The 25128-nt window shown below is 49.2% G+C and carries 2 protein-coding genes (1 of these 2 cut by a window edge); both read left to right on the top strand.

Going from position 1 to position 25128, the window contains the following annotated elements:
• Positions 1–5348: the end of an amino acid adenylation domain-containing protein gene (locus tag ACN6NF_RS15645; protein ID WP_474318501.1), read on the top strand. Its footprint begins 5788 nt before the window's first position; only the last 5348 of its 11136 coding nucleotides appear in the window; the start codon falls outside the window, past its left edge; the stop codon is at positions 5346–5348.
• Positions 5332–25095 (top strand): SDR family NAD(P)-dependent oxidoreductase, encoded by a 19764-nt coding sequence (locus tag ACN6NF_RS15640; RefSeq protein ID WP_474318500.1) that lies wholly within the window; start codon positions 5332–5334, stop codon positions 25093–25095. Before ACN6NF_RS15645 ends, ACN6NF_RS15640 begins: the two co-directional genes overlap by 17 nt.
• The last annotated feature ends 33 nt before the right edge of the window (positions 25096–25128 follow it).

The raw sequence follows: 25128 nt of genomic DNA, 5'->3' as shown, positions 1-25128 counted from the left end.
CCATTCCTACTATGATCTCTCATAAATTAGGATTTAAAGGTCCCAGCTTATTTGTGCATTCCAACTGTTCTTCTTCGTTAGTCGGACTGCGTCTAGCTTCGCAGAGCCTGTTGTCCGGTGAAGCAAAATATGCGTTGGTTGGAGCGTCAACAATCTTTCCTTTCAACAGCTTAGGTTATGTATATCAGCCTGGTTTGAACTTTTCTAGTGATGGCCATATTAGAGCTTTTGATGATTCGGCCGATGGAATGATTGGCGGAGAAGGGGTTGGAGTTGTTCTGCTGAAAAAAACGCTGGATGCCGTTAGAGACGGTGACCATATTTACACGATTTTACGAGGGGTTAGCGTGAACAACGATGGGACTGACAAACTAGGGTTTTATGCCCCAAGTGTTAAGGGTCAGTCTGAAGTTATTCAGAAGACGATCGAATCAACCGGAATTCATCCCGAAACGATCAGTTATATTGAGACACATGGAACCGGAACCAAATTGGGCGATCCAGTTGAATTTGCTGCCCTGAATGATACATTCAGGCAGTATACAGCCAAAAAACAGTTTTGTGGTATTGGATCGGTCAAAACCAATATCGGGCATCTGGATACCGCAGCAGGTTTGGCGGGGTGTATTAAAGTCGCTTTAAGCTTATACCATAATGAGATTCCTCCAACGCTCAATTACGATACACCCAATACCGATATCCATTTGTCTGAATCGCCTTTTTATGTTGTTGATAAACTGCGGAAATGGGAACATGCGTCAGTTCCCCATCGAGCGGCACTAAGCTCCTTTGGCATAGGCGGAACGAATGCTCATGCCATTTTTGAACAATTTGTAGCTAATGATGAACCCGAACGTTCTAAATCCAGTTTGGTGAACGATGCTGCTGAATATCTTGTTCCTTTGTCTGCCAAAAATATTCAGCGCCTTAAGGCATATGCTGGGGACCTCTCGGCTTTCTTGACAGCTTCTCAAGAAATCAATTTGTCGGATGTGTCTTTTACGCTTCAAACAGGGCGAATGGCAATGAAATATCGGATAGCGTTTATCGTCAAGAATACGAGCGAACTGGTGCAAAAACTGGAAACGTTCGCGAATGGACAAGAACATATCGAGAATTGCTGGAGGGGAGAAAATAATCAGCAAGATTCAATGCAATGGTTCGAACAGGAAGAAGTGTTCAAGGAATTAGTAAGCAAATGGATCTCAAATCGTGAAATGAACAAGCTGGCAGAGCTATGGGCCAAAGGCTTCTATATCGATTGGAAATTGCTGTATTACGATATCCAACCGAAAAGAGTCAGTCTGCCTACGTATCCTTTTGCTCAGCAACGCTGCTGGGCTCCTGAGGTTGAGGCTGGGGCAGCAAGGGTCAGAGCAGCGGTGGAAGCACCTGTGACTGCAGCCAGCCATACCCTGATGTTTGAGCCAGCCTGGAAGGAGCAGGACGTAGCGCCGGAGGTCGAAGCCCCTGTCTATGACCGCCGTATCATCTTGTTGTGTGAGCCGGACGAAGCTTTGCCTGAACAGCTCGAAGCGCAAATGAACGGAGCGGCGCAGGTCTTGGCCTTCTCATCCGGGAAGGGCCGGGTGGATGAGCGGTTTCAGGCCTATGCAGTACAGGCCTTTGAGAGCATCCAAAGCATTCTAAAAGACAAGCCTGCGGGAAGGGTGCTGGTTCAGCTTGTCGTGACGGCGGCTGGAGAAGGACAGCTCTTTTCAGGGCTTTCGGGTCTGCTGAAGACCGCCCGTCTGGAAAATCCGAAACTCATCGGCCAATTGATCGAAGTGGAACAGGGAGAATCTGCGGTAAGCCTGCTGGCGAAGCTGGAGGAAAACAGCCGCAGTCCGGTGGATGGATGGATTCGCTATGAGGGTGGTCAACGCAAAACCGCTTGCTGGAACAGGTTCGAGCCATCCTGGCCGGATGAGAAGCTGCCATGGAAGGACGGTGGCGTGTATCTCATCACTGGCGGCGTTGGTGGTCTGGGGCTACTTGTTGCCGAAGAACTGGCTGGGCACGCCCGAGCAGCGACCTTGATCCTGACAGGGCGGTCGCCACTGGACGGCAACAGACAAACCCGACTGAAGGAACTGGAGTCCTTAGGGGCTAGAGTGGTGTATAAGCAAGGGGATATCACCGACAGGAACACGGTTACCAGCTTGCTGGAAAGCATTCAGGAAGAATTCGGGCGTGTTCACGGGATTATTCACTGCGCTGGGGTCATTCACGATAACTTCATTCTCAAGAAAAGCAGGGAAGAATTTATCGAGGTGCTGGGGCCGAAGGTTAAAGGGCTGGTTCATCTGGATGAGGCGAGCAGTGGTCAGGAGCTGGACTTCTTCGTGCTCTTTTCCTCCATTTCGGGCAGTCTGGGCAATCCGGGACAGGCCGATTATGCCACCGCCAACGCCTTTATGGATGCGTACGCAGCCTATCGGAATACCTTGGTGGAAGCTCAGCAACGGCGGGGCCGGACGCTATCCATCCGCTGGCCGCTGTGGAAAGAAGGCGGGATGCGGATCGATGCGGACACGGAAAAGCTCATGAGACAGAACATGGGCATCACGCCTCTACAGACCGAGTCGGGTATTCAGGCGTTGTACCAATGCCTGACCTCAAGCAAGGAGCAGGTGATGGTCCTGGAAGGAGAGCCCGAGAAAATCGAGGCCTACCTATGGAAATCCGTCTCGCAGGCCGATGTCCGAGCGGTGGAGGCAGCTGGATTGAAGCTGGATGCGGGTTTACTGTACGAGAAAACCTTATATCGCCTCAAGGTGTTGTTGGGAGAGGTGACCCGGCTGAGCGTTGGGAGCATTGAAGCCCAAGAACCGCTAGAGCGTTATGGGATGGATTCGATTATGATTACCCAGCTTAATGCCAAGCTGGCAGAGTCTTTTGGGGAGCTATCCAAGACGCTATTTTATGAGTACCAGACCTTGCGTGCCCTGGCGGAATATTTGGTGTCAGAATACGCACCGGAATGCATGCAGTGGGTTGGAATGAGCACTGACAAGGAACGGGTAGAGGGAACGGCTGCGATGGCCCGGTACGCTGAGGAAGAAAGTAGACCAGTAGCGGGGCAGACAATTGCGGAGACGGCAACAGCGAAGCCCAGCCGTAGCTACGTGAAGTCAGTTCGAAGCTACGCGGAGCCTGGCGCAGAGGAAACACGAGAACCAATCGCCATCATTGGCATGGCAGGAAAGTATCCAGGTTCGAGGGATATGAACGAATATTGGGAAAATCTCAAAGCAGGGAAGGATTGTGTCAGCGAAATCCCGCAGGAACGCTGGACGCTGGAAGGGTTCTTCCAGCCTGACAAGCAGGAAGCGGTGGCTGATGGCAAAAGCTACAGCAAGTGGGGCGGCTTTATCGAAGGTTTCGCGGACTTCGACCCCCTGTTTTTTAATATTGCACCGCGTGAAGCCCTCAGTATGGACCCTCAGGAAAGGCTGTTTATTGAAGCCTGCTGGGAGGCGATGGAGGACGCGGGGTACACCAGGGAACAGCTTGCCGTACAGCATAATAGCCGGGTAGGTGTGTTTGCGGGGATTACCAAAACGGGCTACGAGCTTTATGGGCCGGAATTATGGAAAATGGGAGCTAAAATATTCCCCCAAATATCTTTTAGCTCGGTAGCCAACCGAATTTCGTACCTGTTCAATTTGCAGGGACCGAGCATGCCGGTGGATACGATGTGTTCATCCTCGTTGACCGCGATTCATGAAGCGTGTGAGCATCTGTATCGCGGAGAATGCGAGCTGGCCATGGCAGGAGGAGTCAACCTGTATCTGCATCCGCTGAGCTATGTCGGACTTTGCGCAAACCAGATGCTGTCCGTAGACGGACAGTGCAAGAGCTTCGGAAAGGGAGGCAACGGCTTTGTCCCAGGCGAAGGTGTGGGGGTCGTGCTATTGAAGCCGCTGTCCAAGGCGATAGCAGATGGAGACCCGATCCATGCGCTCATTCGGGGAACGAGCATCAACCATGGGGGCAAGACTAACGGGTATACCGTGCCTAACCCGACTGCTCAAGGGGAGCTGATTCGGTCGGCCCTGGAACGAGCCGGGGTACATGCCCGGACCCTCAGCTATATCGAAGCTCACGGAACCGGCACAGAACTGGGAGATCCGATTGAAGTAACCGGTCTGACCCAAGCCTTCAGGAAGGACACGGCAGACAAGGGATTTTGCGCCGTGGGCTCTGTGAAGTCCAACATCGGACATTTGGAGGCGGCGGCGGGCATCGCAGGGATTGGGAAAATTGTCCTGCAGATGAAAAACCGGACACTGGTTCCCAGCCTGCACGCCCAGGAACTGAATCCGAACATTCCTTTTGAGCAGACGCCGTTTATCGTCCAGCAGGAGCTGGAGGAATGGAAGCGGCCGGTGGTTGAGCTCGATGGAGAGACCCAGGAGTACCCGAGAATGGCTGGAATTTCATCGTTTGGAGCAGGAGGCGCCAATGCCCATGTCATCATTGAAGAGTACGTTTCGGAAGAAAAGGCGCCAATTCGTGTGACAGTTCACAATCCTGTGATTATCGTGTTGTCAGCCAAAAATGAGGAACGACTGAAACAGCAGGTCGAGAGATTGCTGTCTGTGATCGGGAAAGGGGAGATCACCGAAAGCAATCTGGCCGATGCAGCCTACACGCTCCAGGTAGGACGTGAAGCGATGGAAGAACGCTTGGCGGTAATTGCTGAATCGATGCCAGCACTGGTGGAAAAGCTGGAAGGATTTCTAGAAGGCCACGATGGGATCTCCGAGCTGTACCGAGGACAGGTCAAGCGGAACAAAGAGGCATTGTCCGCACTGTTAGAAGATGAAGATATGGAAAAGACGATCGCTGCCTGGATCGGGAAACGGAAATATGCGAAGATAGTGGATCTTTGGGTAAAGGGACTGGCGATGGATTGGAGCATGCTTTATGGAGATGTCAAGCCGCAGAGAATAAGTCTGCCAGCCTATCCTTTTGCAAAGGAGCGGTATTGGATCACGGATATTAAAACCAAGCAGGCTTCCATTGAATCTACCAAATCTGTACAGCCAGCGGATATATTTGTTGATCAAAAAACACCTGAGACGGCGGCAAATATTTCGCAAATGAATGGAAAAGAAAGCGACGATCCAAATTCCGAAGCTATTCCTTCGTATATCCAGAATATTCAGAGCCACATTTCCACCAGTGTCAAAATGAAGAAGATGCCAGATATTTCTTATCTAGCGGCTGAATACGAAAGAATTCCTTCGACTATGGTCGACAACCAAGCTTACTCGGAACAGGATGGGGCGACGCGAGGGACTAATCGGATGAGGAGGCTTACAGATGAAGGAAATGAATGATGTCTTATGCAAATTGCTATGGGGGTATTTGCAGTTGATGGGATTAGGCCCCTATGCACAAATGGACAAGAAAGCTATGATTAATGATTTTAAAACCAAAACAGCAATGCTGGATTTATACGATCGCTGGCTTGAAGAAAGCATAGAGGTATTGGCACGGAATCATTATTTTTACCGTAAAGGAGACTCTTATAGCGTAACGGATACCACTTCGGTTGATCTGCAGGCTGTATGGAAGGAATGGGAATTGAAGAAAGGGGAATGGCTGAAAAACCCGGATCTCTCGGCCTGGGTTGTACTCGTAGAATCAACATTGCGCAAGCTGCCGGAAATTTTGACCGGAATCATACCTGCCACCGACATTGTTTTTCCTCAGTCCTCCATGAAGCTGGTGGAAGGCATATATAAAAATAGTCCTGCAGCAGATTACTTTAATGAAGTGCTGGGAGATATTGTAGTTTCCTACTTGAATGAACGGCTTAAGCATGACCCGTCAGGATCAATTCGAATCATTGAAATTGGTGCAGGCACTGGAGGAACCAGCGCTATGCTCTTCCGGAAGCTTCGACCTTATCAAGAGCATATTCATGAATACTGCTATACCGATAAATCCAGAGCATTTTTATTACATGCGCAAAAAGAGTATGGTCCACAAAATCCTTATCTGACTTATAAAATTTTCAATGTGGAAGAGTCGGCTGTGGGACAAGATATCGACTTGGGCGGATATGATATTGCGATTGCAACCAATGTCCTGCACGCTACGAGAAACATACGGCATACGTTAGGCAATGTCAAAGCAGCGCTGCGAAAAAATGGCCTGATCCTAATTAATGAAATCAGTGGAAACTCGCTGCTAAACCACCTAACCTTTGGTCTATTAGAGGGATGGTGGCTCTATAATGACCCCGAGCTTCGTATTCCAGGCTCTCCCGGATTATACCCTGAACGTTGGCAGGAGGTATTGGAAAGCGAGGGGTTCAGGTCGGTCTTCTTCCCCGCTCAGGAAGCGCATGAAGTAGGCCAGCAAATTATTGTAGCTGAAAGCGATGGGATGCTTCGGGATCAACAGAAGCTTGAACATGGTAAGCCTCCATTGAAACAGCGTGACACAGAGATTCTATCAGCTGCTGATGTGACTGATGAGATGGCTGAAGAGCATGTCAGGGAGCTCATTGTAGAGAAGTTGGCAGAAGCCTTGAATGTGGACATTTCAATGATTGATGTCCATGAGTCATTCGCAGATTATGGCTTGGATTCTATTCTTGGCGTCAACTTTGTACAGGATGTTAATCAGGGGCTGGGCATTCATTTGCAGACTACAGACATCTTTGATTACAGTTCGGTCAAACAACTGACGGTATACATTTTGGGCCAATTCGGCGACACCGTTTTACAAGTCTTGGGACACAATGCTGATCCAATAGAGGATGGGAAAGATACAAGCCGTGAAACCCAAGCGCCTAAGGAAAAGGAATTTATGTTTAATCCGGTTCAGACGGCAAGTGTATCCATTGAGCCAGAGAGACCCAAACAGGAAAATAAAGGTAAGGCTTTAGCTGGAAGAGAGCCGATTGCGATTATTGGAATGAGCGGGCGGTTTGCCGAGTCTGACAATGTAGATGAGCTTTGGAATCACCTTAAGAATGGCGACGATTTAGTAAAAGAGGTGACTCGCTGGGATCTTTCGAAATATCAGGAAAAAAACGCGAGTTACTGCAATTATGGGAGTTTTTTAGAGGATATTGATAAGTTCGATCCTCTTTTTTTCAATATATCGGGACTGGAAGCAACTTACATGGACCCGCAGCAACGGTTGTTTCTCGAGGAAGCATGGCATGCTCTGGAGGATGCGGGCTATGCGGGTACAGGGATGGAGGGGCGTCGGTGTGGAGTTTATGTAGGCTGTGCCGAAGGAGATTACCAGCGACTGCTGGGTGAAGACCTGCCTCCGCAAGCACTGTGGGGCCATATGGGTTCCGTGATTCCCGCCAGAATTTCCTATTACTTGAATCTTCACGGACCAGCAATAGCTGTAGATACAGCTTGTTCCAGTTCGTTAGTTGCTGCCCATCTTGCTTGCCAAAGCTTATGGTCTGGAGAAACGGATATGGCTTTAGCTGGCGGGGTGTATATTCATACGACCCCTCGTTGCTATTTATACGGTGACAGGGCAGGAATGCTGTCTCACACTGGGCACTGTTATACATTTGATGACAGGGCGGACGGAATGGTTCCAGGAGAGGCTGTTGGCGCGGTTGTGCTCAAACGGCTTGACGAAGCAGTTGCCGATGGTGACCACATTTATGGGGTAATTTTAGGCTCAGCAATCAATCAGGACGGTACCACGAATGGACTTACTGCACCAAGCCAGAAGTCTCAGGAGCGACTGGAGCAATATGTGTACGATACTTTTCATATTCATCCAGAGCAAATCCAATTGGTGGAAGCACATGGGACAGGTACCAAATTGGGAGATCCAATTGAATATCAGGCATTGACGCGAACATTTAGAAAGTATACGGACAAGAAGGAATATTGCGCGATCGGGTCCATTAAAACAAATATCGGTCATACGCAAATTGCGGCAGGAATCACAGGAGTAATTAAGCTGTTATTGTCATTAAAACATGAGCAGATTCCGCCTTCACTTCATTTCCGATCAGGCAATTCCAATATTCAATTTGCGGACAGTCCTTTTTATGTCAATACGCAGTTGCAGAATTGGCTGATTGAGCCTGAAGCCAGACGCTGTGCTGCGGTCAGTTCCTTTGGTGCCAGTGGTACTAATGCCCACATGGTCATCGAAGAGGCTCCACATACGAAACGAAGACATTCCGAAAAGCCGGCTTATTTCATTCCGCTGTCCGCCCGGACTTCACAACAATTACGCCGTCAGGTGGAGCAACTGATTGCCTATTGCGAACAGGAGCCTGAGGCAGACTGCGGTAACATGAGCTACACATTATTGCTTGGGAGAAAGCACTGCAATCATCGGCTTGCATGTGTTGCCCGCAATCAAGGTGAGCTTGTCATGTCCCTTAAAAGGTGGCTGGAAAAAGGCAGTGCTTCTCAAGTTTATTATTCTGAACTACACGAAAAAGACCAACGCATTCAAGCGTCCTTGAAGAGATATGGGAATGAATGTATTCAAAACTGTCAAAATGCAGGTGAAGTCCGCGAGTATTTGGAGTTTTTAACTACGATTGCGGATTTATATGTTCAGGGATATCCGTTAGACTTTGAGCGTTTGTTTTCAAATGAACCGTACTCCAGGATTCCGCTACCGACTTATCCTTTTGCAAAAGAGCGGTATTGGGCGCCTGGGAATGAAACCCAAATGACTAAGAGCATAGGGATAGAAAGTGCAACCAAATCAACGATTTCCAGAGCAGAGGCAAAACCTGTGGCTACAGCTAGTCATACCCTACTGCTGGAGCCAGTTTGGAAGGAGCAGGACGTACCGTCGGAAGCCGAAGCCCCTGCTTATGACCGCCGTATCATCTTGTTGTGCGAGCCGGACGAAGCTTTGCCTGAACAGCTCGAAGTGCAAATGAACGGAGCGGCGCAGGTCTTGGCCTTCTCATCCGGGAAGAGCCGGGTGGATGAGCGGTTTCAGGCTTATGCAGTTCAGGCCTTTGAGAGCATCCAAAGCCTACTCAAAGACAAGCCTGCCGGAAGGGTGCTGGTTCAGCTTGTCGTGGCGACGGCTGGAGAAGGACAGCTCTTTTCAGGGCTTTCGGGTCTGCTGAAGACCGCCCGGCTGGAAAATCCGAAATTCATCGGGCAATTGGTCGAAGTGGAACAGGGAGAATCTGCGGGAAGCCTGCTGGCGAAATTGGAAGAAAACAGCTGCAGTCCGGTAGATGGATGGATTCGCTATGAGGGCGGTCAACGCAAAACCGCTTGCTGGAGCAGGTTCGAGCCGTCCCGACAGGATGAGGAGCTACCATGGAAGGACGGTGGCGTGTATCTCATCACCGGCGGCTCTGGCGGCCTGGGGCTGCTTGTTGCCGAAGAGCTGGTTCGGCACACCCGAGCAGCGACCTTGATTCTGACAGGCCGATCGTCACTGGACGAAAATAGACAAGCCCGACTAAGGAAGCTGGAGTCCTTAGGGGCCAGAGTGGTGTACAAGCAGGGTGATATCACCGACAGGAACACGGTGTTCAGCTTGCTGGAAAGCATCCAGGAAGAATTCGGGCGTGTTCACGGGATTATTCACTGTGCTGGGGTCATTCACGATAACTTCATTCTCAAGAAAAGCAGGGAAGAATTTATCGAGGTGCTGGGGCCGAAGGTCCAAGGGCTGGTTCGTCTGGATGAGGCAAGTAGCGGTCAGGAGCTGGACTTCTTCGTGTTCTTTTCCTCCATTTCGGGCAGTCTGGGCAATCCAGGACAGGCCGATTATGCTACCGCCAACGCCTTTATGGATGCGTACGCAGCCTATCGGAATACCTTGGTGGAAGCTCAGCAACGGCGGGGCCGGACGCTATCCATCCGCTGGCCGCTGTGGAAAGAAGGCGGAATGCGGATCGATGCGGACACGGAAAAGCTCATGAGACAGAACATGGGCATCACGCCTCTACAGACCGAGTTGGGCATTCAGGCGTTGTACCAATGCTTGTCCTCAGGCAAGGAGCAGGTAATGGTCCTGGAAGGAGAGCCTGAGAAAATCGAGGCCTATCTGGCGAAATCCGTCTCGCAGGCCGGTATCCGTGCGATACAGGCATCTACGCCGAAGCTGGATGCGGGCTTACTGTACGAGAAAACCTTATATCGCCTCAAGGCGTTGTTGGGAGAGGTGACTCGGCTGAGCGTTGGGAGCATTGAAGCCCACGAACCGCTAGAGCGCTATGGGATTGATTCGATTATGATTACCCAGCTTAATGCCAAGCTGGCAGAATCCTTTGGAGAGCTGTCCAAGACGCTGTTTTATGAGTACCAGACCTTGCGTGCCCTGACAGAATATTTGGTGTCGGAATACCCACCGGAGTGCATGCAGTGGGTTGGAATGAGTCTGGACAAGGAACGGGTGGAGGACACGAATGCGACATCTAAGCATACTGAAGAAGAAAGCACGCCAGTTACGGGGCAGACAATTGCGGAGACGGCAACAGCGAAGCCCAGCCGTAGCTATGTGAAGTCAGTTCGAAGCTACGCGGAGCCTGGCGCAGAGGAAACACGAGAACCGATCGCCATCATTGGCATGGCAGGAAAGTATCCAGGTTCGAGGGATATGAACGAATATTGGGAAAATCTCAAGGCAGGGAAGGATTGTATCAGCGAAATTCCCCAGGAACGCTGGGGACTGGAAGGATTCTTCCATCCTGATAAAGAGGAAGCGGCTGCGCATGGCAAAAGCTACAGCAAGTGGGGCGGCTTTATCGAAGGCTTTGCGGAATTCGACCCACTGTTTTTTAATATTGCACCACGGGAAGCCCTCAGCATGGACCCTCAGGAAAGGCTGTTTATTGAAGCCTGCTGGGAAGCGATGGAGGACGCAGGCTACACCAGAGAACAGCTTGCGGTACGACATAACAGCCGGGTAGGTGTGTTTGCGGGAATTACCAAAACAGGATTTGATCTATACGGTCTTGATCTGTGGAGGAAGGGAGCGCAAATATTCCCACACACTTCCTTTAGCTCGGTAGCCAACCGGATTTCGTACCTGTTCAATTTGCAGGGACCGAGCATGCCAGTGGATACGATGTGTTCATCCTCGTTGACTGCGATTCATGAAGCGTGTGAGCATCTGTACCGTGGTGAATGCGAGCTGGCCATGGCAGGAGGAGTGAACCTGTATCTGCATCCGCTGAGCTATGTCGGACTTTGTGCGAATCAGATGCTGTCCGTAGACGGACAGTGCAAGAGCTTCGGAAAGGGTGGTAACGGCTTTGTCCCAGGCGAAGGCGTGGGGGTCGTGCTATTGAAGCCGCTGTCCAAGGCGATAGCAGATGGAGACCCGATCCATGCGCTCATTCGGGGAACGAGCATCAACCATGGGGGCAAGACCAACGGGTATACCGTGCCTAACCCGACTGCTCAAGGGGAGCTGATTCGGTCGGCCCTGGAACGAGCCGGGGTACATGCCCGGACCCTCAGCTATATCGAAGCTCACGGAACCGGCACAGAACTGGGAGATCCGATTGAAGTAACCGGTCTGACCCAGGCCTTCAGGAAGGACACGGCAGACAAGGGATTTTGCGCCGTGGGCTCTGTGAAGTCCAACATCGGACATTTGGAGGCGGCGGCGGGCATCGCAGGGATTGGGAAAATTGTCCTGCAGATGAAAAACCGGACACTGGTTCCCAGCCTGCATGCCCAGGAACTAAATCCGAACATTCCTTTTGAGCAGACGCCGTTTGTCGTCCAGCAGGAGCTGGAGGAATGGAAGCGGCCGGTGGTTGAGCTCGATGGAGAGACCCAGGAGTACCCGAGGATGGCTGGAATTTCATCGTTTGGAGCAGGAGGCGCCAATGCCCATGTCATCATTGAAGAGTACGTTCCTGAAGAGCAGGCGCCAATTCGTGTGACAGCTCACAATCCTGTGATTATCGTGTTGTCAGCCAAAAATGAGGAACGATTGAAACAGCAGGTCGAGAGATTGCTGTCCGTGATCGGGAAAGGGGAGATCACCGAAAGCAATCTGGCCGATGCAGCCTACACGCTCCAGGTAGGACGTGAAGCGATGGAAGAACGCCTGGCGGTCATTGCCGAATCGATGTCGAAACTGGTGGAAAAGCTGGAAGGATTCCTGAAAGGCCAAGACGGGATCTCCGAGCTGTACCGAGGTCAGGTCAAGCGGAACAAAGAGGCGCTGACTGCACTGGTAGAAGATGAAGATATGGAAAAGACGATCGCTGCCTGGATCGGGAAACGGAAATATGCGAAGATAGTGGACCTTTGGGTAAAGGGACTGGCGATGGATTGGAGCATGCTTTATGGAGATGTCAAGCCGCAGAGAATAAGCCTGCCAGCCTATCCTTTTGCAAAGGAGCGGTACTGGATCACGGATATTACGATCCCATCCGTAGAAAGAATTCCTATGAAATCTCAGGAAAAAGCAGTTCTTGTTGAGTCTCAAGTAATGCAGCCTGCTCCTCCTGAAGTTCTAATGCGATCCGGTTTTACGGGTAGCTCTGAAAAACCAAGCGGGATTTCCTTACGGAATTTGTCGGACAATCAGCCACAGCTTAGCAAGTCTGCCAATCAGCAGACAGCACCGATTATTTTAACTTCCCCGGAAGGGGTAATGCGCGTGTCAGAGAATGACAACAAGACGGAAGAGCAGGTACCTGCTACTCCTGCTCTATCCATATCGTCGGAAATATTGCAGGAGGAGCTGACAACAAGTCTGGCGCAAGCTTTATATATAGATCAGGAAGAGATCGATGAGGATAAAAACTTTGTGGATCTTGGATTGGATTCCATTATAGGCGTAGAGTGGATTCGAAACATTAACAAGTACTACCATACATCCATAACAGCGACAAAAGTCTACGATTATCCGACCATACGGGAGTTCAGCAAATTTTTAGAAAAAGAATTGGGCGATCGTATGGCCCAATTCATCATGCCGCCTTCTGCTGCGTCTATTTCGGATCAGGCGCCTGCGAAGCATTTACCGCCGCTCGTATCATTGGAAACGGATAAGCAGACAGAGGCCTCACTTCAGATTAATTTAATGCCAATATCGCCTGAAAAGCAGCCGCAATTCGGCACGACTCCGTCTGGTGTCGCCACAGAGCAATTACGGGAAGAACTGACGGCAAGCCTGGCTGAAGCCTTGTACATGGAGCAAAGCGAGATTGAAGCAGATAGAAACTTTATTGATATCGGACTGGATTCGATTATAGGCGTAGAATGGATTCGAAATTTGAATAAGCGCTACGGCACATCCATTGCAGCTACCAAGGTCTACGACTATCCGACTATTCTGCAATTTACCGAGTTTTTGGCACAAGAAATCAATAAGCATGGGGGCAAGAAAAGCTTCGTTCAACAGCCCTTGAACACAGTCTCGAACACGGTCAAACCTATAGCAGAAGTCCATTTACCGCGACCAGACACGATCCAATGCTCTCCAGCGCAGCTCCCTAAGGAGGAAACGGTGCCATTGCGTCGGGTAAAAGCAGAAGAGGAAACGGTGCCAGCAACTTCTGAAAATCAAGATGCAATTGCAATTGTCGGGATTTCGGGAAGATATCCTGGTGCCGAAGATGTACAGCAATATTGGGAAAATCTTGCTCAAGGTCAAAACTCCATTATTGAAATCCCGAAGAACCGCTGGGACGTAGACCCATTGTATGATCCGCGCCCGGCACAAGAGGGAAAAGTAAATTGCAAGTGGCTGGGTGCCCTGAAGGATATAGAATATTTTGATCCGTTATTTTTTAATATATCTCCTACCGAGGCGGAAGGGATGGACCCGCAGCAGCGCATCTTTTTGCAGGAAGCCTATAAAGCCTTTGAGGATGCAGGTTATAGCGGCTCGCAGTTGGGAAATAAAAAATGCGGTGTTTATCTTGGTATTTTAAATAATGAGTATAGTATGATGCGCTACAAAAATGAAGCACAGTTCAGCAATACTACCGGGAACAGCAACGCTATTGCAGCGGCTCGTATTTCCTATTTCCTTAATTTGAAAGGACCCGCCATATCCGTAGATACGGCATGCTCCTCATCGCTGGTGGCAACTCACCTTGCTTGCCAGGCTTTATCCAATAAAGAGATTGAAATGGCGCTGGTCGGCGGTGTGTCCTTATACCTGACTCCTGAATCCTATTTAGGTATGTCTGCATCCGGAATGTTGTCACCAGATGGTCAGTGTAAGTCATTTGACAATAGTGCCAACGGCTTTGTTCCAGGCGAAGGAGCAGGGGTGCTGGTTCTGAAGCGGCTAAAGGATGCGGAAGCTGACCGGGATCATATCTATGGGGTTATTATCGGAACTGGGATCAATCAGGATGGAAAAACCAACGGAATTACCGCTCCAAGCACGAACAGCCAAATAGAGCTTGAGCAGGAGATCTACAATAAGTATCAGATTGAACCCGAAAGTATTAGCTATGTTGAAATGCATGGGACAGGCACCAAGTTGGGCGATCCTATTGAATTGGAGGCTTTATGCACAGCTTTCAAAGAAAAAACAGATCAGAAGAACTTTTGTGCCATAGGCTCGGTAAAGAGCAATATCGGGCATACTTCGGCAGCAGCAGGCGTAGCAAGTATGCAAAAAGTGTTGTTATGCATGAAACATAAGAAACTGGTACCGACGCTGAATTTCAAGAATCCGAACGAGCATTTTGATTTTGATGATTCTCCATTTTATGTAAACACACAATTAAAGGACTGGGAACCTTCTCGTGGGAACAAAAGGCGTGCCGCTGTGAGCTCTTTTGGTTTTAGCGGTACCAATGCCCATCTTATTATTGAAGAATATCGTCCTGAAGTTGGAAGATTACCAGCAGACGTCGAACCGCATAGTCCCGTTCTTTTCGTATTGTCTGCCAAAAATGAGCAGCAATTAGTAACCTATGCCGAAAATATGAGAAACTTTATTGCATCTCAGCCAAATCTTAACTTGAAAGATATCGGGTATACGCTGCAGGTAAGCCGTGAGCCGATGAACCATCGTTTGGCTTTTGTGGCAGATTCAAAAGAGAACCTGCTAAAAGCGCTGCATGGCTTTGTTCATCATCAACGGCCAGCTGGAGTCCTGACGGCTCAGGTGAAAAAGGGCAAGGACGGGATCGTGCTCTTTGAGGCAGATGAAGATGCCAAATCCTTGCTTGAAACCTGGATCAAGAAGAGAAAATTAGAAAAAATTGCGGAGCTGTGGGTACAGGGGCTAACGATGGACTGGAACAAGCTGTATGGGAACATCAAGCCTCGCCGAATTAGTCTGCCCACCTATCCTTTTGCAAAAGAGCGGTGCTGGGCGCCCGAGCTAGACAGTAACGCAGGCAAAGGCACGACTTCTGTCATGGCTGCTTCACTTCATCCTTTGTTGCACCAAAACACCTCCGATTTTTCGGAACAGCGATTCAGTTCTACTTTTACAGGTCAGGAGTTTTTCCTGAAGGATCATGTGGTGAATGGGCGCAAGGTGCTGTCTGGGGCCGCATCTCTTGAAATGGCCCGGGCGGCAGTGGAGCAGTCACTGGGGATGGATGAGGGCGACCAGGTCGGAATGTGCCTTAAAAACGTGGTTTGGGCACGGCCTATTGCCGTAAAGGATGGCCCAATACAGCTGCATATCGGGCTTTTCCAGAATGAACATCAAGAGATTTCATATGAGATTTATGGAAATAACGGAGCCGATGATACAGAGCTCATGATATATAGCTACGGCAATGCAGTACGGAGATCGGCGCTGGAGGTCCCTGCATTGAATATTAAAGATTTGCAGGATACATGCAGCAGAAGCTTCTATCCGGCAGCATTGTATAGCGTTTTCAGAGATTTAGGAATTGATTATGGCCCTGGCCATCAAGGGATTGAGATGGTATATGCGGGAGAAGGTCAGGTGCTGGCGAAGCTATCCTTGCCCTCCTCAGTCTCTGACACTCAAAGCCAATTTGTCCTGCATCCAAGCATGATTGATTCAGCTTTGCAGGCATCCATAGGCTTGACGCTGGGCTCTCGCGAGATTAAAGCCGCTCTGCCGTATGCCATTCAGGAAGTTGAAATTATAAAACATTGCAGCTCCACCATGTGGGCGCTGATTCGATACAGTGCAGACGGTAAAGCAGGGGATAAGGTACAGAAACTAGATATTGACCTGAGCGACGAAAGCGGAGAAATCTGCGTGAGGATAAAGGGTTATTCATCAAGAATTCTGGATATAGACTCTATTCCCTCAGACGCGCAGTCCAATTCTGGCACCTTGATGCTTGAACCCGTGTGGAAAGAGCAGGGAGTTACCATAGAGGGTGATTTACCTGTATATGATCGCCATGTCGTGATCCTTTGCCCGCCGTCCAGTATTTCCTGTGAACAAGTAGAAGCTCAAATAAGCGGCGTACAATGCATATTATTGCAACCTGATCAAAACGGAATCGGGGAACAGTTTCAGCATTACGCCGTTCAGATACTTGAGCTAATGCAAAGAATTTTCAGGGAAAAAACTAATGGCAAGGTGCTGATCCAGATTGTCACTACAGGGCAGGACGAGCAGCAGCTTGTATCAGGGCTCTCAGGTCTTTTAAAAACCTCCAGAATAGAACATCCAAAACTGGTGGGACAGTTGATAGAAGTTGAACAGGATGAGGCCCCGAGTGCAATCAAAGATATTTTAAAAGAAAACAGCTGGAGTCCTGAAGACATCCAGATCCGGTATGGCAAAGGCAAACGGTGGATTTCCAGTTGGAAAGAGGTTGTGTTTTCTCCGGAAATGGCGGACATCCCGTGGAAGGAGAACGGAGTATACCTCATTACCGGTGGTGCCGGTGGCTTGGGACTTATTTTTGCCAAAGAGATAGTGAATAAAGTCCATAATGTCGTGTTGATTTTAACGGGGCGTTCCGCACTGGATGAGGGCAAGCGGGCAGAGATAAAGAAATTGGAGTCATTAGGAGCACGAATAGCATATAAGCAGGCCGATGTGACCCGGGAGCAGGCGGTGGCTGATTTAATTCGGGGAATTGAGGCAGAATTCGGAAGCCTGAATGGCATCATTCACAGTGCAGGAGTAATTCGTGACAACCGCATACTCAAAAAAAATAGCGAGGAAATGCTGGAGGTTCTCGCTCCCAAAGTTTTAGGAGTAGTGAACTTGGATCAGGCGAGCAAGCACCTGCCTCTTGACTTCTTCATTCTGTTTTCGTCGGTAGCCGGAGGACTGGGCAATCAGGGACAGGCGGACTATTCTACCGCTAATGCGTTTATGGATGTTTACGCCAGATACCGAAATGCTTTGACAGGATCGCAGCAGCGCCAGGGGCAAACGTTATCTATCAATTGGCCACTATGGAAAGAAGGCGGGATGCATATTGATGAAGAGACAGAGAAGCTGGTAAAACAGCACACAGGCATAGGCAGTATTTCAACTTCTTCTGGCATTCAGGCCTTGTACCGTGCCATGCTTACAGGTGCTGATCAGGTTATGGTGATGGAAGGCAATCTCGAAAAAATGAAAAGAACAGTAGGTTTAATAGCGATTTCGGAAACCAGACAGCTTGAAAATAAGGCGGGTACTTCAGCGAGTATTTCAGCAATTTCTACTGAAAGGAATGCCGCACCGGACCTGCTGGACAAGGTGCAGACCGCCATGATACAGGCGGTATCGAAATTGCTGAAAGTCAAACTTGAAGATATTGATGCCTATGTAGAACTGAGTGAGTATGGCTTCGATTCCATCTTGCTCACGCAATTTGCCAACAACATCAATCACTTGTACCGACTTGAGCTGACACCTGCTGTATTCTTTGAATACACTACCCTTCATGACTTCTGCAGGTATTTAGTGGACGAATATGCCACCTTGCTTGGTGAGCAGTTTGTCGTCCAGACCCGGATTGAGCCTGCTGTGCAGAATGAAGAGGATGATAGGGAAGACTGCATCCGCAGTAGACGCCAGCGTTCCCGATTTGCAAACGAGAATGTGCTAGCTATGCCGCAACAGACCCAGGCTGGTTCTGAACCTATTGCAATTGTAGGCATAAGCGGTGTCTTTCCCATGGCCCGGGATGTAGATGAGTTTTGGAAAAATCTTGAGTTAGGCAGGGATTGTATCACTGAAATACCTGAAGATCGCTGGGATTGGAAGGCATATTACGGTGACCCTGCGGATGAGACCAATAAAACAAACATCAAGTGGGGCGGGTTTATTGACGGGATCTATGAGTTTGACCCTTTATTTTTTGGGATCTCACCGAGGGAAGCCGCACTCATGGACCCGCAGCAGCGTCTGTTGATGACTTATATTTGGAAGGCAATTGAAGATGCTGGGATTCCGGCAGCAGGGCTATCTGGAACCCATACAGGTATCTTTGCAGGAACCGCAAACAGTGGCTACAGCGGAATGATCTATCAGGGAAATGTTGGTGTCGAGGCATACTCCTCCAGTGGAATGGCGCCATCGGTGGGACCGAATCGTATGAGCTATTTCCTTAATATTCATGGTCCGAGCGAGCCTGTCGAAACTGCCTGCTCCAGTTCGCTGGTGGCCATTCACCGGGCCGTAAAGGCTATAGAAGATGGAAGCTGCGAAATGGCCATTGCAGGTGGTGTCAATGTGATTATCACACCTGAGCTTCATATCAGCTTCAATAAAGCAGGGATGCTGTGTGAGGATGGCCGATGCAAAACCTTCTCTGATCAAGCCAACGGTTACGTGCGCGGTGAAGGGGCAGGTATGCTTTTCCTGAAAAAGCTGAAGGACGCAGAAAAGGCTGGAGATCATATTTACGGTATAATCCGAGGCACAGCCGTTAATCATGGAGGCCGGGCCAATTCCCTGACAGCACCCAATCCGAGGGCACAGGCGGATTTACTGGTAGATGCATATACAAAGGCTGGTATCGACCCAAGGACAGTCTCTTACATTGAGGCCCATGGGACAGGCACCGAATTGGGCGATCCAATTGAAATTAACGGATTGAAAGCAGCCTTTAAAGAGCTATATGAGAGTGCAAAGGGACCCGGGATCAAAGAGCCCCATTGTGGCCTAGGTTCAGTGAAGACCAATATCGGACATCTGGAACTGGCTGCCGGCATCGCAGGTGTCATCAAAGTGCTGCTTCAGTTGAAGCATAAAAAGCTTGTTAAAAGCCTTCATTGCAATGCAATGAATCCCTATATCAAACTTGAAGACAGTCCTTTCTATATCGTCCAGGAGACGAGTGAATGGAAGCAGCAGCAAGATGCTTCTGGGAACAATATTCCTCGGAGAGCGGGAGTCAGCTCTTTTGGCTTCGGCGGCGTCAATGCCCATTTGATCATCGAGGAATATGTTCCAGAAAATCAGGTTAAAACTCCGGTAACCTTCACTACCCAAAAACCGGCTATTGTTGTGCTGTCAGCCAAGACTGAAGCACAGCTGCAAGATCAGGCGCGGCAATTGCTGGCTGCAATTCGGGAGCGTCAGTTCACAGACAGCAGCCTGGGAGACATAGCGTACACCCTGCAGACGGGACGCGAAGCAATGGAGGAACGCTTGGCCTTCACTGCAGTTTCGCTTTTCGAGCTTGAAGACAAGCTAAAGGGATTTGTGGAAGGCCGAGAAGATATTCATAGCTTATATGTGGGGCAGACCAAACGCTATAGAGAAGAGACTAGAGACCGGAGAACACGAGAGGAAGCAACCGCGACCATTGAGGCGTTAGTTAGTGAAAGCAGCTATGCCCAAATCGCACGTCTTTGGGTAAAAGGCGCGGTTTTTGATTGGGACGTGCTATACGGAAAGAATGAGCCGAACCGTATTAGCCTGCCTACCTATCCTTTTGCCAGAGAACGATATTGTGTAACTGATATCCATAACCTGAGGGGGGCCAACGATGTTGGGTTGAAGCAGGAGATGTCAGCTATCATTCATCCTTTGCTTCAGCGAAATACGTCTGATATTTATGGCCTTCAGTTCAGCTCCACATTTACGGGAAGAGAATTTTTCCTCGCTGACCATGTGATTAAGGGACAGAAGCTTTTGCCAGGAGTGGCCTACCTTGAAATGGCGCGAGCGGCATTTGAGGAAGTCGCTACATCTTCGGAAGAAAGTCGGATTCGTGTTCGTCTAAAAGATGTACTATGGCTCCGGCCTGTGGTAGCTGAGGAGCAGCCGATTGCTATAAATATCGGGCTTTATCCGCAAGATGGCGGAGAAATTGCCTATGAAATCTACAGCAAGTCTGAATCAGCGGATACAGAGCTAGTTGTGCATAGCGAAGGCAGGGCAGCGATTGCTCCGTTTGCTGAGATTCCTGCCATAGATATTGGAGCCCTGCTGGAGCAGTGCAATCTGGGTACCCATACATCCCAGCGGTGTTATGAGGCGTTTGCAGCCATGCAGGTTTCCTATGGGCCAGGGCATCAAGGAATTGAAAAGATCTACACTGGGGTGGATCAGGTACTTGCCAAATTGTCCTTGCCTACCTCTGTTTACCAGACCATGGGACAGTTTGTGATGCATCCTAGCTTGATGGATTCTGCTTTGCAGGCGTCCATAGGCCTGATTATGGAAACAGGCGGAGACCTCATGTCTGACGGTAAAGCTTCTATCAAGCCAAAGCCGGCTTTACCGTTTGCTGTGGAAGAACTTGAGGTGTTTAGCGGTTGCACATCAGAGATGTGGGCTTGGGTCCGTTATGGTGAAGGCAGCAGACAGGATGGTTCGGTGCAAAAGCTGGATATTGATTTGTGCGACGTGCAGGGGAAGGTTTGTGTAAGGATGAAGGGCTTCTCATCACGAATTGCAGAAGAAGGAACAAGGGAATCAGGAGAATCAGATGAGTTGACGATACCTGAGACTTTAATGCTTGAGCCTGTATGGGAAGAACAAGCGCTTGCCCCGAGAGGAGCAACACCTGAGTATCAGCAGCATCTGGTGATTTTATGTGAACCAGCACATATTTCCGGGGAAATGATTGAAGCACAAATGAACGGGGTGCATTGTCTCATCCTGCAATCCGAAGAGAAAAGCATGGATGCAAGGTTTAGAACTTTTGCAACTCAGGTGTTTGAGCAAATTCAACAGCTGCTTAAAACCCAATCCAAACACAAAACATTGATTCAACTTGTCGTTCCGGTACAGGATCACAAACAGGTATTCTCTGGACTTTACGGACTCTTACAGACAGCACAGCTTGAGAACCCCACACTAGTGAGCCAACTGATCGAAGTGGATATGGAGGAAGATGCAGCAGGTATTATAAATATCCTGCAAGAAAATAGCCGCAACTTCATGAGTACACATATCCGCTACCAGTGGGGCAGACGATATGCTACCGCATGGTCGGAAATCAAATCCTCGCAGGAAGTGAACCGTATTCCTTGGAAGGACAAAGGGGTTTATTTAATTACCGGAGGAACAGGTAGTCTTGGTTTGATGCTGGCAGAAGAAATCGCGCGACAGACCAAAGATGCTGCTTTAATTCTCGTCGGACGATCTGTGCTCCGCGGTCATGCCAAAGCAAGGATTGAGGAAATAGAGGCCCTAGGAGCAAGAGTTGTATTTCGGCAGGCCGATATCGCCGATAACAGAGCGGTTGAGGATTTAATCGGGGATATTCAGGAAGAGTTTGGGAAGCTGGATGGAATTGTTCATGCCGCAGGAGTGACCAGCGATAATTTTATTATTAAAAAAACAGAAGAGGAATTGCAGAAAGTTTTGGCGCCAAAAGTTTCAGGGTTAACGAATTTGGATCAGGCCTGCAAGGATATTCCGCTGGACTTTTTCATCCTGTTTTCATCTGTGGCAGGCAGTCTTGGGAATATAGGACAGGCTGACTATGCTGCTGCCAATGCCTTTATGGATGCCTATGCCAGATATCGCAATACACTTGTAGAACAGAAGCAACGTTATGGGCAGACGCTTTCAATCAACTGGCCGCTCTGGAAGGAAGGCGGAATGCGTATTGATAGTGAAACGGAACAAATCATGGAGGAAATGGGGATGTTCGCTATGGAGACCGACACAGGAATGCGGGCTTTGCACCAGAGTCTGGCTTCTGGAAAAGATCAAGTCATGGTATTGGAAGGGCGTGCCAGCCAGCTCAGAGAAACGCTCCTGCACCAGCCATCCCTGAAACAGGCTGAAGATGCCTCCTCTATGATCATGGAGAGCAGAAAGGAGTCGGGAATCGAACCAGACCTGCTTGCCGAAAAAGCAGCAAATTATTTAAAGCAATTGCTCGCTGCATCTATCAGACTGCCGGCAAGGCAGATTGAGGTTGATGCTCCTATGGAGAAGTATGGAATTGATTCCATTATGATCAGACAGTTGACACGTGAACTGGAGAAAACATTCGGAACACTACCCAAAACGTTGTTTTTTGAATACCAAAGTATCCGGGAGCTGACCCAATATTTTCTTGAAGTTCACCAGAAGCAGCTGATTCAACTGCTTGGAATGGAGGAAGAGGTCAACGCTGTCCAAGCGTTTACGTCTTCCATTGGGAAGGATAACCCGGGAAGGGCGCTTTTCGGCAGCCGAAGACAAGCTCATGAAATGCCGGCTCAGGCAAAATTGCCTGATCACAAAAAATTTCAGCCACAACCAGAAATAGCAGGCAGAACCGAAGATATAGCCATTATTGGCTTGTCGGGCATGTATCCTGAGGCCGAGAATGTTAGCGAATTCTGGAGTAATCTGCGTGATGGAAAGGATTGTATTACAGAAATTCCCAAAGATCGCTGGGATCACAGCATATACTTTGACGAGGAAGGGAACAAGTCTGGAAAAGCTTACAGCAAGTGGGGAGGCTTTATCAAAGGCGTGGATCAATTTGATCCGAAGTTTTTCAACATCTCTCCTAGAGAAGCAGAAATCATCGATCCACAGGAGCGCTTGTTCCTGAAATGCGTTTATGAAACGATCGAGGATGCAGGCTATACACGAGAAGGGCTTGGACCAGAAAGGAATGTAGGCGTTTTTGTCGGCGTTATGTACGAAGAATACCAGCTTTACGGGGCGCAGGAGCAGGCTAGAGGAAAAATGATTGCCGTACCAGGGAATCCGGCCTCCATTGCAAACCGTGTTTCTTATTTCTGTAATTTCCACGGGCCGAGCATGGCTGTGGATACGATGTGCTCATCCTCATTGACGACCATTCATCTAGCCTGCCAGAGCTTACAGCAAGACGATTGTGAGCTTGCCATTGCTGGTGGTGTCAATGTCTCCATTCATCCGAACAAATACCTGATGCTTGGGCAGGGAAGATTCGTATCAAGCAAGGGGCGGTGTGAAAGCTTCGGAGAAGGCGGAGATGGGTATGTGCCGGGTGAAGGTGTAGGGGCCGTGTTGCTCAAACCGCTGACCAAAGCAATTGCAGACGGCGATCACATATATGGGGTTATCAAGGGAACCGCCGTGAATCACGGCGGGAAGACCAATGGTTTTTCGGTTCCAAATCCTAAGGCGCAGGCTAGTGTAATTGGAAGGGTCTTTAAAAAAGCTGGAATAAACCCCAGAACAATCAGTTATATCGAAGCGCATGGCACCGGGACATCTTTAGGTGATCCTATTGAAATCGCTGGATTGCAAAAGGTTTTCCGCGAATATACAGAAGACACGCAATTCTGCGCCATTGGATCGGCAAAATCCAATATAGGGCATTGTGAGAGTGCGGCAGGGATTGCCGGAGTAACAAAGGTGCTCCTTCAGCTCAAATACGGGCAAATCGCACCTTCTCTGCATTCAAGCACACTCAACCCAAACATCGACTTTAGCCATAGTCCTTTTATAGTTCAGCAGGAGCTTGAAGAGTGGAAAAGACCGGTTGTCACTATAAATGGGAAGACCGTTGAATACCCGAGAATTGCAGGTATTTCCTCTTTCGGTGCTGGAGGCTCCAACGCACATGTGCTTATTGAGGAATACATCCCTGAGGTGCAGGAGACTAGACAAGCTGCTATGATATCGCAAAGCCCGGCTATGGTCGTGCTGTCGGCCAAAAATCAAGAGCGATTGTACGAGCAGGTACAAAGATTGCTTTCTGCACTCAGAGCGCCGGAATACGCGGAAGCCAGCTTGGAGGATATAGCATTTACCCTTCAGGTGGGACGGGAAGCCATGGAAGAACGGTTAGCAGTCTTAGCTAGGTCTACGAGGGAGCTTGAAGGAAAGCTGGAGAACTTCCTGGCGGGAAATGAGGATATCGACGGACTATATGCGGGTCAGGCAAAGAAAAATAAAGATATCCTGACTGTTCTTGAAGCAGACGAGGACATGGAACAATTGGTGGATATCTGGATAAGCAAGGGCAAGTATACAAAGCTGGCAGAGCTGTGGGTTCAGGGTCTGCTATTCGATTGGAACAGGCTTTACGGAAAGGTTAGACCTCGTCGGATGAGTCTGCCAACCTATCCATTTGCCCAGGAGAGCTATTGGATCTCTACGTTCGGAAGCCAGTTCAAGGAGATCGAGATTGAGCCTCCTGTAGTTGATATTCCGGCGCAAGAGCCCGTTTTCATCCCTCCTGCGGTCAACGCTAATGTGCAAGTACAGACATTGGCGAAGGTACCTGAAAAACCGCAGGGTATTTTGCTGCGCTCGGTTTCTGACATCGAGAAGGTAGCTGATACACCGAAAAAGGCAGGAGCCAAGCTCGCAGAATTGCAATCTGCTCCGCCGCAACCTAAAACTATCATTTCCTCACCGCAACCTGCTATCAAGAATGAGGTCGTCAAGGGGTCTGCTAATGGGCCTACGGCTGTACGGGTGGATACATTAGAGAAGGAACTAATTGAAAGTCTTGCGAAATCCTTGAGTATGGACGAAAAGGATATTGGTCGGGACGATAAATTTATCGATATGGGACTGGATTCTATTATAGGCGTAGAGTGGGTACAGGACGTGAATAAACGGTTTGGAACGGCTATTTCAGCAACCAGAGTCTATGACTATCCTAACATCAAAGAATTTTCAAAATATTTAGCAAAGGAATTAAGCAAATCGGCGGAAGCTTCAAACCAAGTGCCTGTAGAGTCAACTTCTATGCAGCCCATGCAAGCGTTGATCCAGAAGGTGCTGCAAGGTGAATTAAATGTTGAGCAGGCCGATCAGTTGTTCAAGCAATTACACTCGTAAATTGCCGACACGATATTCGTCCTATTTCATACG

This window comes from Paenibacillus sp. TSM33, assembly GCF_056099025.1.
Note: the sequence above shows the minus strand (reverse complement) of the source record. Positions and strands in the feature narration are given on the sequence as shown.